Source organism: Bacillus sp. NEAU-242-2 (genome assembly GCF_027853835.1).
GTDB lineage: Bacteria > Bacillota > Bacilli > Bacillales > Bacillaceae > Bacillus > Bacillus velezensis.
Genome location: NZ_JAPNNY010000003.1, coordinates 310,314 through 322,342 on the forward strand (window position 1 = coordinate 310,314; position 12,029 = coordinate 322,342).

General features: G+C 47.3%; 10 protein-coding genes. 1 reads left to right on the forward strand and 9 read right to left on the reverse strand.

All coding sequences use genetic code 11. The features are described from left to right. Positions 1-24 precede the first annotated feature (24 nt). From hemB to hemA, 5 genes are read right to left on the reverse strand one after another with little or no spacing between them, the layout of a single operon-like run. A complete protein-coding gene (hemB, locus tag OWN49_RS11745) occupies positions 25-999 on the reverse strand; it encodes a porphobilinogen synthase (RefSeq protein ID WP_094247687.1) in 975 nt (324 codons plus the stop codon). A 2-nt stretch (positions 1,000-1,001) separates the two neighbouring features. Continuing rightward, on the reverse strand, positions 1,002-1,784 hold the full coding sequence (locus OWN49_RS11750) for a uroporphyrinogen-III synthase (protein ID WP_176283448.1): 783 nt from the start codon (positions 1,782-1,784) through the stop codon (positions 1,002-1,004). Beyond that, a complete protein-coding gene (gene hemC / locus OWN49_RS11755; protein WP_003152630.1) occupies positions 1,774-2,715 on the reverse strand; it encodes a hydroxymethylbilane synthase in 942 nt (313 codons plus the stop codon). Before hemC ends, OWN49_RS11750 begins: the two co-directional genes overlap by 11 nt. 34 nt (positions 2,716-2,749) lie before the next feature. Beyond that, positions 2,750-3,580, reverse strand: coding sequence for a cytochrome c biogenesis protein (locus OWN49_RS11760; RefSeq protein WP_003152629.1), 831 nt, complete (start codon positions 3,578-3,580; stop codon positions 2,750-2,752). A gap of 7 nt (positions 3,581-3,587) precedes the next feature. Beyond that, the gene (gene hemA, locus OWN49_RS11765) at positions 3,588-4,955 is read right to left on the reverse strand and encodes a glutamyl-tRNA reductase (RefSeq protein WP_003152628.1); all 1,368 of its coding nucleotides are present in this window, start codon (positions 4,953-4,955) and stop codon (positions 3,588-3,590) included. Positions 4,956-5,149: 194 nt separating this feature from the next. Between hemA and OWN49_RS11770 the strand changes: the two genes are divergently transcribed. After that, entirely contained in the window at positions 5,150-5,641 is a 492-nt protein-coding gene (locus tag OWN49_RS11770; protein ID WP_014305520.1) for a hypothetical protein, read from the forward strand. 32 nt (positions 5,642-5,673) lie between these two features. Here the strand turns inward: OWN49_RS11770 and yihA are convergent, their stop codons facing one another. The 4 genes from yihA to clpX all read right to left on the reverse strand — a co-directional run bounded on the left by yihA (position 5,674) and on the right by clpX (position 11,852). After that, positions 5,674-6,261: a ribosome biogenesis GTP-binding protein YihA/YsxC gene (gene yihA, locus OWN49_RS11775; protein WP_003152626.1), complete on the reverse strand. Its 588-nt coding sequence runs from the start codon at positions 6,259-6,261 to the stop codon at positions 5,674-5,676. Continuing rightward, on the reverse strand, positions 6,258-8,582 hold the full coding sequence (gene lon, locus OWN49_RS11780) for an endopeptidase La (RefSeq protein WP_052827698.1): 2,325 nt from the start codon (positions 8,580-8,582) through the stop codon (positions 6,258-6,260). The genes yihA and lon overlap by 4 nt, the downstream gene beginning before the upstream one ends. A 199-nt stretch (positions 8,583-8,781) precedes the next feature. Next, on the reverse strand, positions 8,782-10,440 hold the full coding sequence (lonB, locus tag OWN49_RS11785) for an ATP-dependent protease LonB (protein WP_003152622.1): 1,659 nt from the start codon (positions 10,438-10,440) through the stop codon (positions 8,782-8,784). 149 nt (positions 10,441-10,589) lie between these two features. Continuing rightward, positions 10,590-11,852, reverse strand: a complete 1,263-nt coding sequence (clpX, locus tag OWN49_RS11790) for an ATP-dependent protease ATP-binding subunit ClpX (RefSeq protein ID WP_003152620.1) — start codon at positions 11,850-11,852, stop codon at positions 10,590-10,592. Positions 11,853-12,029 lie beyond the last annotated feature (177 nt).

Genomic DNA, 12,029 nt, shown 5'->3' on the forward strand with positions numbered 1-12,029 from the left:
CTCAGCTCCCGTCAAATGAAATCGTTACTCAGCAAGCCATTTTGCTGCGTCTTTTGCATGATACGTCATAATCAGATCGGCTCCTGCACGTTTCATGCCCGTTAAAATTTCCAGCACCATTTCTTTTTCTTTAATCCAGCCGTTTTGGGCTGCCGCTTTCACCATGGAATACTCCCCGCTCACATTATATGCGACCAGCGGCAGGTGATGGCGGTTTTTCACATCACGCATAATATCTAAGTATGACATAGACGGTTTGACGATTAAAAAGTCAGCGCCTTCTGCCGCGTCTGATTCAGCCTCACGTAGCGCTTCCAGGCGGTTGGCCGGATCCATCTGATATGTTTTTCGGTCACCGAACTGCGGCGTGCTGTCAGCCGCGTCGCGGAACGGACCGTAAAATTCACTTGAATATTTCACGGCATAAGACATGATCGGAACATTCGTGAATCCTTCTTTGTCGAGCGCTTCCCTGATCACTGTGACAAAACCGTCCATCATATTTGAAGGAGCGATGATGTCAGCGCCGGCTTTAGCCTGGCTGACGGCTGTCTGCGCCAGCAGTTCAAGCGACTCGTCATTCAGGATTACTCCGTCTTTCACGACGCCGCAATGGCCGTGATCCGTGTATTCACAAAGACATGTATCAGCGATGACGATCATTTCAGGATAATGCTTTTTAATCTCAGCAATCCCTTTCTGCACAATGCCGTGGTCGTGAAAAGCCTGGGTTCCGCAGGCGTCTTTTTCTTCCGGCACGCCGAAAACGATGACCGACTTAATGCCGAGCGATATCAGCTCAGCCATTTCATCCTTTAACAAATCGAGTGATACATGATAAACCCCCGGCATGGAAGGAACTTCTTTTTTTCCTTCGAGTCCTTCAACGACAAATAACGGGTAAATAAAATCTGAAGGGTGAAGACGTGTTTCTTTTACTAAATCTCTCATCGCAGCGTTCGCGCGCAAACGGCGGTGTCTGTTAAATGTTTGATTCATCATTATCTATCCTTTCCCGACATGCTGCACATGACGTCCAGCATGCCTTCAATCGTATAGGTGTCAGGCACATGGGATGAGATCCCGTATTCCAAGAGCGCTTTCTCTGTCAAAGGGCCGATGCTGATATAGCTCGCACCGCTGTTTTCCCACGCTTTTTCTCCGTCTCCGACCGCGTGCATAAACGTATGCACCGCCGATGAGCTGGTAAACGTAATAAAATCAAAATGAGAGCGGGATGCAGCCCGTCTCAGCTCGTCCATGCCTTTTTCATCCTGAATGGTATTGTATAACACCCATTCCCTTATTTGATAGCCAAGCGGCTCAAGCTCCGCTTTTATGACATCGCGTGATAAATTGCCCTTTATCACTGAAATGGGTTCGGCAGCTGATGCGTGCCGTTTTAAAGTATCAGCCAGACATTCCGCCACATACTCGTCAGGCATCGCATCCGTCCGGGCTCCCCGCTCTTTCAGGGCGCGCGCAGTCTTTTCACCGACGGCTGCGATTTTTTTCCGTCCCGGAAGCGCAAGGCCATGCTGATCAAGGTAGGAAAAAAAGAACCGGACACCGTTTACGCTTGTAAACACAAGCCAGCCCGGTTCAGAAAGGTCTTCCCGCAGACTGTCCGCACATTCATCCGGGAGCGCTTCCTGAAAAGCGATCAGAGAGGCGGAAACAGCCGTTCCGCCGAGCGCCTCCACTTTTTTTCGGAACGGTGCTGCCTGTCTTTTGTTCCGGGTGACGAGCACGGTCTTTCCTTGTAAAGGAAGGTCATTTGCCATCCTGTTCGAGCTCCTGTTTCACGCTGTCGATTAGTGCTTTGGCTCCTTTTTCAGACATCATCGCCGCACAGCGTTTCCCGATTTCTTCCGGATCATGTCCCGCCGCTGTTTCTTTATAAATCGTCTTTCCGTCCGGAGACGCGACAAGACCGACCAATTCAACCTCATCCCGGTCATTGACGGACGCATACCCGGCTATCGGCACTTGGCAGCCGCCTTCCATCGCGTGTAAGAAAGCCCGTTCGGCTGCCACCGTGCGCTGCGTATACTCATCGGTAAATTGCGCAAACAGCTTCAAAAGCTCTTCATCCGACTCTCTGCATTCAATGGCAAGAGCGCCTTGGCCGACCGCAGGCAGACAGCGGTCCGGTTCGAGGAATTCAGATACGACATCATCTTTCCAGCCCATTCTCGAAAGCCCCGCAGCCGCTAAAATAATAGCATCGTAATCTTCCGTTTCAAGCTTTTGAAGTCTCGTATCGATATTGCCTCTGATCCACTTAATTGTAAGGTCAGGGCGTTCAGCAAGAATCTGGGCGCTTCTTCTTAAACTGCTGGTGCCGATGATGCCCCCTTCTTTTATGCCGTCCAGCTTTTGATGCCCTTTTGAAATGAGCGCATCACGCGGATCCTCACGTTTCGGTATGCAGCCTATGACAAGACCCTCAGGCAAAACGGCGGGCATGTCTTTCATGCTGTGAACCGCCATATCAATCTCCTGATGCAGCAGCGCCTGTTCAATCTCTTTGACAAACAAACCTTTGCCGCCCACTTTTGACAGTGTAACATCGAGGATGCGGTCGCCTTTTGTGACAATCTCCCGGATTTCAAAGTCATAGGAAGGATTCAATTCCTTCAGTTTGTTAATCACCCATTTTGTCTGGGTCATAGCCAGTTTGCTCCGTCTGGAACCTACCTTAATCGTTCTCATTTTCTTTCCTCCCGAATCTGTTTGGGCGCGTGCGTTAACTGAACCAATGGAATTGTGACAGGCTTCCGAGCAGGAAGTAATTAATCATCAGCACGAGAAAACATGCTGAATTCCATAACGCCGCCACTTTTCCCTGCAGTTCCTTAATCATTCTGATATATAAATAGTAGCTGTATAAAAGCAGCACAATAAACGAGCCGAGCACTTTTGAATCAAACCAGTACAGCGTTTCCAGCGACACATACGCCCAGATCACGCCTAATATCAGGCTCAACAGCAGCATCGGAACCCCGATGACATTTAAAACGTAAGCCATATAATCAAGTTTTGACAAATCTTCAATTCTCAACAGCCATTTTCCCCATTTTTTCTTCTTTAATAAAGAATATTGAAACTGATAAAGAAGCGAAAAGACAAAAGAAAGGGAAAAAGCGCCGTAAGACAGAATCGCCATTGTAATATGAATGACCAAAAGCTCTGAGACCAGCTGGCCGGAAAAGGCGGCCGAATGCTGATCCGTCGGTGAAAACGTATGGATCGCAATCATCGAGAAACCGATGACATTCGTGAAAAACACGATAAAATCAACCCGAAGAATCTGCGTGACCACAAGTGAAAGCGTGACAAGCACCCACGCATAAAAGTAAAGGGCCTCTGTAATATTCAAGACCGGAAATCTGCCCGTCTGCCACATGAAATAAGAAAGATAGACGGTTTGCAGAGTCCAGACAATAGAAAGCAACCAGAAGGCTATTTTTCCAGCCTTCCGGTTGTGTTGAAGAAAATCTATAAAGTAAAAAAGGACGCTTACTGCATAAATAACAATTGTCGCTTCATTAAGTCTTGCCATTGCTGTATCAATCATACAGCCCTCACTCACTTACAAGCGGACGTAAGCCCGTTTTTGCTTCTGCCTTTTGAAACGAATGAACCGTCTGGCGGTTATCCAGGCTTTTGTCCAGCTGGCGGCCGGCCTCTTCCTCAATATCGAAAATCTGCATAAACAGCTTCAGCTTTTCATCTGAATCCGCTTCAGCCGCAAGCTCTTTCGCTTTCAGAATCGGGTCGCGCAGCATTTGATTAATGATGCTTTTCGTATGTTTGCTGAGAAGTTTTTTCTCTCTTACCGTCAGATGAGGCAGCTTGCGCTCAATGCTCTGCATCGTATCGGACTGGATGGACAGCGCCTTTTCACGCAGCGCCGAAATGACCGGCACGACCCCGAGCGTATTAAGCCACTGCTTAAACTCAACAATTGCCGCTTCAATAAACAGCTCGACTTTTTCAGCGGTTTCGCGGCGTTCTTGTAAGTTGGCTTCAACGATTCCTTCAAGGTCATCAATATCGTACAGAAAAACACCTTCAAGATCATTCAGCGCCGGATCGAGGTCTCTCGGCACAGCGATATCCACCATAAATAACGGACGGCCTTTCCGCTGTCTGCCCGCTCTCTCCATCATCTCTTTAGACACGACGAAATCACTTGCGCCTGTCGAACTGATTAAAATATCAGCTTCAGCAAGTGCATGTTCAAGCTGGTTTAAGCTGCGCGCTTCTCCGGAGAAACGGTCAGCAAGCGCTTTTGCCTTCAAAAACGTTCTGTTGATGACCGTTACTTTGCCGATACCCTGACCGTGCAGGTTTTCTGCGGCGAGCTCGCCCATTTTTCCCGCACCGAGAATCAAAATGTGCTTATTTGACAATGAGCCGAAGATTTTTTTCGCGAGTTCAACGGCGGCGTAACTGACGGAAACGGCATTGGCGCCGATATCGGTTTCGGCATGTGTGCGTTTGCCGACGGTCACCGCCTGTTTAAACAGCTCATTGAAAATGGTGCCGATCGTCTTTTCTGCCTGCGCCGTTTTAAAGCTCGAGCGGACCTGGCCGAGTATTTGCGTCTCTCCTATGACCATGGAATCCAAACCGCACGCCACACGGAATAAATGCTCGATCGCCGCGTCGCTCTCATAAAATTTCAGAAACGGAGACAGCTCTTCTTTCGGCAGCGAGAACCATTCGGATAAAAATGTCTTTATATAATAACGGCCGGTATGAAGCTGGTCGACCACCGCATATATTTCGGTGCGGTTGCAGGTTGACACGATAATGTTTTCAAGAACGCTTTTTTCTTCTTTTAAACGGAGCATCGCTTCTGCAAGCTCATCCGGCTGAAAACTTATTTTTTCGCGTATTTCAATAGGGGCGGATTTATAATCTACTCCCACAACAAGAATATGCATCGCTTTCATGCACCCCCGTACATCGCAATTTATTTATAATCATTCTAACATAGAATTTATTATTTATAATAATTATAACATAGTTTCTTCGGGAAAATGTGAACAGATTTCAAAAATGTTATGCTATAGTATAAAAAGCTCGTTTCCACTGTAATCATCATACTAAAAATCCTTTACTGCGGGTAGGTGACAGGATGAAAAAAACATCAATTTTATTACCGGGACTTCTGCTTGCCGCTTCATTATTCGCATGGCTTCAGAGCGGACAGGTTCACCTGTTTGCGAATCAGGGGGAATGGCCGGTGCTCCTTATGCTCTTGGGGGCCGTGCTCTTGTATCAGGGCAAAAAGGAAGCGGCCGGGCCTCACGTCCTGATCGGCATGCTTCTTTTCGGCATAGGTTTACACTTTTTCGCCAAACCTGAGCTCTCATGGTGGCCGGGAGATTTTGAAATGATTCTCTTCGTCTTCGGATTCTCCTTATTTGCGGCTGCCAGAAAAGAATATGTATACGAAGCGGCTGCCATGATTGGTTTTTCCCTCTTTTTATACTTCTTTAAACAAATTACGGCGTGGCTGGAGTCCGTCCATATTCCGACGGAACACTTCAAAACATACTGGCCGTATGTTTTCATCGGAATCAGCCTTTTATTATTGTTTATCAAGCGGAACAAAACTATACGATAAAACCCAAAACGCACTGCGTTTTGGGTTTTTCATTACCGGCTGATCATTTTTTTAATGGCTCCCCATGCTTCATCTTTGCCTTTTTTCGTTTCAGAGGAAAATAAAATCAGCTCATCTTCAGGATCCATATCAAGCGTCTGTTTGACAACCTTTAAGTGCTTGTCCCATTTTCCTTTTGGAATCTTATCCGCTTTTGTCGCGATAACGATGACGGGAATGCCGTAATACTTCAGGAATTCATACATGTTCACGTCTTCAGCAGACGGCGCGTGCCTGAGGTCGACAATCTGCACGCAGGCTTTCAGCTCTTCGCGGGTCGTCATATAGGTTTCAATCATTCTCCCCCATGCTTCACGCTCGCTTTTGGAAACTTTCGCAAATCCGTACCCGGGAACGTCGACAAAATGCAATTCATCATTGATGATGTAAAAGTTTAAAGTCTGTGTTTTCCCCGGTTTTGATGACGTTCTGGCCAAGTTTTTCCGATTGATTAATGAATTGATAAAAGATGACTTTCCTACATTTGATCTTCCCGCCAGCGCGATTTCCGGAAGCCCCCCATCTGGGTACTGCTCAGGTTTGACCGCGCTGATCACGATTTCTGACTTTGTGACTTTCATTTCTTCTCTCCTACTAAGGCATGTTCCAAAACGTCATCCAGGTGAGAAACGAATATAAACTTCAGTCCTTCTCTGACGCTTTCTGGAATATCCTCTATATCTTTTTCGTTATCTTTAGGGGCAATAATCGTGGTCAGGCCCGCTCTGTGCGCGCCGAGCGCCTTTTCTTTCAGTCCGCCGATCGGAAGCACGCGGCCCCGCAGCGTGATTTCTCCCGTCATACCGACTTCGCGTTTTACCGCACGGTCCGTTAATGCTGAAACGAGCGCCGTGGCCATCGTAATTCCGGCAGAAGGGCCGTCTTTCGGCACCGCTCCTTCAGGGACATGGATATGAATGTCATACTTCTCATGGAATTTCGGGTCGATTCCGAACTGTTCCGCTTTCGAACGGACATAACTGAAAGCGGCCTGCGCTGATTCCCGCATGACATCTCCAAGCTTCCCGGTCAGAATCAGCTTTCCTTTTCCCGGTGACAATGACACTTCGATTGACAGCGTATCTCCGCCGACCGTCGTATACGCGAGCCCCGTGACAACCCCGATTTGATCTTCGGTTTCCGCCTGTCCGTATCTGAATATCCGTTTTCCGAGATAGTCGGCCAGATTTTTCTCTGTAACCGTAATGCGTTTTCTCTCCTCAGACACAATGGCTTTCGCAGCCTTTCGGCAAATGGCGGCAATCTGGCGTTCAAGCGTTCTCACGCCGGCTTCCCTCGTATAGTAGCGGATGATGTCCGTAATCGCCTGATCCCGAATCTGCAGGCTGCTCTTTGTGAGGCCGTGCTCTTTGATTTGTTTCGGAAGCAGGTGGTCTTTCACGATCTCCAGCTTTTCGTTTTCAGTGTAGCCTGACAGGCTGATAATCTCCATTCTGTCTCTGAGAGGGCCCGGGATGGAAGCAAGGTTATTCGCAGTCGCGATAAACAGCACTTTCGATAAATCGAACGTCTCTTCAATATAGTGGTCGCTGAATGTGCTGTTTTGTTCCGGATCCAGCACCTCAAGCATCGCCGAAGACGGATCGCCTCTGAAATCAGACGACATTTTGTCGATCTCGTCGAGGAGAAAGACCGGATTTTGTTTGCCGGCTTTTTTCATTCCCTGGATAATCCGGCCCGGCATCGCCCCGACGTATGTGCGCCGGTGCCCGCGGATTTCAGACTCATCGCGCACTCCGCCCAGTGAAATTCTCACAAAACGGCGTCCCATGCTCGTACTGATTGATTTTGCAAGAGATGTTTTACCGACTCCCGGAGGTCCGGCGAGACAAAGAATCGGCCCTTTCAGCGTTTTCGTCAGCTGTTTCACGGCCAAATACTCCAAAATCCGCTCTTTCACTTTCTCTAAGCCGTGATGCTCTTTATCTAAGATTTCCCCGGCTTTTTTAATATCAAGTTTATCTTCTGTTTCATCCGACCACGGAAGGGCGATGAGCCAGTCGATATAGTTGCGGATAACAGAGCTTTCCGCTGAGCTTGACGGCACTTTTTCGTAACGGCTTAATTCCTTAAGCGCCGTTTCTTTGACACGCTCAGGCATGCCTGCTTCTTCTATCTTTTCCGTGAGCGACTGAACTTCGCCGGTTTTTCCTTCTTTGTCGCCAAGCTCCTTCTGAATGGCTTTCATCTGTTCACGCAAATAGTATTCCTTTTGAGTGCGTTCCATCGAACGTTTGACGCGCTGACCGATTTTTTTCTCAATCTCCAGCACTTCTTTTTCATTATGAATGGAACGAATGACCTTATTCAGACGTTCTTTAATATCCGCCGTTTCTAAAATGTCCTGCTTGTCCTTTAATTTCAGCGGGAGATGAGAAGCGACGATATCCGCCATTCTGCCGGGCTCTTCAATATCAGTCACAGCCGCATACGTTTCTGCGGAAATTTTTTTAGAAATTTTTATGTACTGGTCAAAATGGTCCAGCAGCGTCCGCATAAGCGCTTCGTCTTCCACGTCTTTTGAATCATCCTCATGCATCAGCTGTATATCGACCGAAGTATAATCTTCGAGTTCGGTGTATTCAAGGATCTGCGCCCGCTGAATTCCTTCTACAAGCACTCTGATCGTACCGTTGGGCAGCTTCAGCATCTGTTTAATTTTTGTATAAGTGCCGACGGCGAAAATATCCTCTTCACCCGGTTCGTCTATCGAAATATCCTGCTGAGTGGCTAAAAAAATCATATGATCATGCATCATTGCCTGTTCAAGAGCCTGAACCGACTTGTCACGGCCTACATCTAAATGTAAAACCATTGTCGGGTATACCAATAAGCCTCTTAAAGGGAGGAGCGGGATGCTGCGTTTTGTATCTTCTGCCATGTGACTGACACCTCCGTGACTTTAGTATGAACCATTATAATACAACTTTTTCATCGTTGTACAATTCCGGGATCGGGCTTTAATCGGCTTATCCGCCTGCCCTGTATATAAAACAGTCTCTTCGTAGTATACCCTTTCTTTCTGTTCTGAAAAAGGAAAAGATGTCCTCCATAAAAAAACCCCATTATAAAAATGGGGTTTATACAGATTCTTTATTCATTTGGATATCAAACGGTTTTTGTTCTGAAGGAGGGTCAACCAATATGACGTCAAGCACTTCCTGAAACGTTTTTACCGCTTTAATGGTGATTCCGTCTATTCGTTTCAGAATGGACTGCTGATTTTCATATGGGATAATGACCGTTTTTGCTCCGGCCTGTTTTGCGGCTTTAATTTTCGGAATGACGCCGCCGATCGGTTTGACAAGCCCCGTCAGGCTGATTTCTCCCGTCATCGCCACCGTATGGTCGATCGGGATGCGGTGAATCGCGGAAAAAATCCCCGCGGCCATCGCGATACCTGCTGAAGGTCCGTCAATCGGGCCTCCGCCCGGAAAATTGACGTGAATGTCATAGTCTGAAGGTTTGATGCCCATTGTGCGGAGAACCGTCAGAACATTTTCCACAGATCCCTTCGCCATGCTTTTGCGGCGGATCGACTTCGATTGGCTGCCGATGCTTTCTTCCTCTGCAATTCCCGTGATATTCAGGCTTCCTTTGTCCTGCGCCGGTGTGACATTCACTTCGATTTCCAGCAATGCGCCGCTGTTCGGCCCGTAGACGGCGAGTCCGTTCACGATGCCGACTTGCGGTTCATCGGCGATTTTCTGCTCATTTTTAGGTGTGAGCTGACTGGAATGAACAACCCATTCTATATCTTCTGTCGTGATTTCTTTTCTGTCCTCAGTCACCGCCATGCCGGCGGCGATCTGGATCATATTGACGGCTTCACGTCCGTTTCTCGTATATGCGGTCAGCACGCTGAGAGCTTCATCAGAAATCTCTTTCTGAATTTTGTCGGCTGCTTTCTTCGCAACGATTTTAAGTTCATCCTTTTCCAGCTCGCGGAAAAATACTTCAAGACAGCGCGAACGGATGGCCGGCGGAATTTCAGTCGGCATTCTCGTTGTCGCTCCGATCAAACGGAAATCTGCCGGAAGCCCATTTTGAAAAATATCATGGATGTGATTCGGTATTTGCGTATTTTCTTCACTGTAATACGCACTGTCTAAAAATACTTTTCGATCTTCAAGCACCTTCAGCATTTTATTCATCTGAATCGGGTGAAGCTCGCCGATTTCATCAATAAACAATACCCCGCCGTGCGCATGAGTCACAGCCCCCTGTTTCGGCTGCGGAATGCCCGCCTGGCCCATCGCACCCGCTCCCTGATAAATCGGATCATGCACTGAACCGATAAGCGGATCGGCAATCCCCCGTTCATCAAACCGCGCGGTCGTCGCATCAAGTTCAACAAAAACAGCCTGCTTTTGAAACGGTGACTGTTTATGTTTTTTCGCTTCTTCCAATACCAGCCGCGCCGCAGCCGTTTTACCGACTCCCGGAGGACCGTAAATAATGACGTGCTGCGGGTTCGGTCCGCAAAGCGCTGCTTTTAACGCTTTAATTCCGTCTTCCTGGCCGACAATGTCCTGAAAGCTTTTCGGCCGCACCTTTTCTGATAAAGGTTCTGATAAACTGATGGCGCGCATTTTGCGCAGCTGTTCCATTTCCTTTTTTGATTCTTTATCTATCGTCACTTTTTGTGTTCGCTGGTTTTTGAGCAGATTCCAAAAATATAGTCCGATGACTATCCCGAAAAACAGCTGTACAAATAATGCGATCCCTGTCCAACTCATACTGGTCCCTCCTGAAAAAACGATTTATGTATCCAATTCATTCCTCTGTCCGCTAGTATCTCCCAGCAAAGCCCGGAATAAACATTTTCAGAAGGGTCAGGACAAGAAAAAAACCTCCTGATCAAATCGGGTCAGGAGGTTTTGTCGTGTTATGCTGATGTTTTATCTTGGCCGACAACAGTGCCGTCTTTTAATACAAGACGCGGCGCTTCACCGTCTGCGACTGTCGCTCCGGTAATGACACATTTTTCAATATCATCGCGGGACGGCAGATCAAACATGACGTCAAGCATGATGCCTTCAATGATAGAACGCAGGCCGCGTGCGCCTGTTTTACGCTCGATCGCTTTTTTCGCAATTTCAGATAATGCCTCGCCTTCAAATTCAAGCTCGACATCATCAAGTTCTAACATTTTCTTGTATTGTTTGACGAGTGCGTTTTTCGGTTTAGTCAGAATTTCAACCAGTGCCGTTTCGTCAAGCTGCTCAAGGCTTGCAATGACAGGAAGACGGCCGATGAATTCAGGAATCAGACCGAAACGGAGCAAGTCTTCCGGGAGAACTTTAGAAAGCAGTTCTTCTTTTTCCAGGTCTGCCGCTTTATTATCTGAGCCGAAGCCGATGACTTTTTGTCCGAGACGGCGTTTGATGATTTGTTCAATGCCGTCAAATGCACCGCCGCAAATGAACAGAATGTTCGTCGTATCGATCTGGATGAATTCCTGATGAGGATGTTTGCGTCCTCCTTGAGGCGGCACGCTTGCAACCGTTCCTTCAAGAATTTTCAGCAGCGCCTGCTGAACGCCTTCGCCTGATACGTCGCGTGTAATGGACGGGTTTTCAGATTTCCGCGCTACTTTATCGATTTCATCGATATAAATAATGCCTTTTTCTGCTTTTTCCACATCATAGTCTGCTGCCTGAATCAGCTTGAGGAGGATGTTTTCTACGTCCTCACCGACATATCCGGCTTCAGTCAGAGATGTAGCGTCCGCGATCGCAAACGGAACGTTCAGAATACGCGCAAGCGTCTGGGCAAGAAGTGTTTTCCCGCTTCCAGTCGGTCCGATTAAAGAAATATTACTTTTAGAAAGCTCAACATCATCCACTTTACTGTTGGAATTGATGCGTTTGTAATGGTTGTATACCGCAACCGCAAGTGATTTCTTCGCCTGATCCTGTCCGATGACATATTCATTCAGAATCTCACGGATTTCCTGCGGCTTCGGAACGTCTTTAAATTCGACTTCTTCTTCCGTACCAAGCTCTTCCTCTACGATTTCTGTACAGAGCTCAATACATTCGTCGCATATATATACACCCGGTCCTGCAACCAGCTTACGAACCTGATCTTGCGTTTTTCCGCAGAACGAGCATTTCAATTGTCCTTTTTCCTCGTTGAATTTAAACATTCTTTCACCCCTTAATCTTGTCTCACTTTTTCTTTTACCTGAAGGGCAAAAGAAAACGGTTCTTGCTACGATCGAGTATGTATTGCATTTTACCATACTTTCCAGTAAGACGGTAACAATGTGTTTCGCACTTGCACATTCTATATGTATGACGAAAAACAGCCCGGCAATGACTAT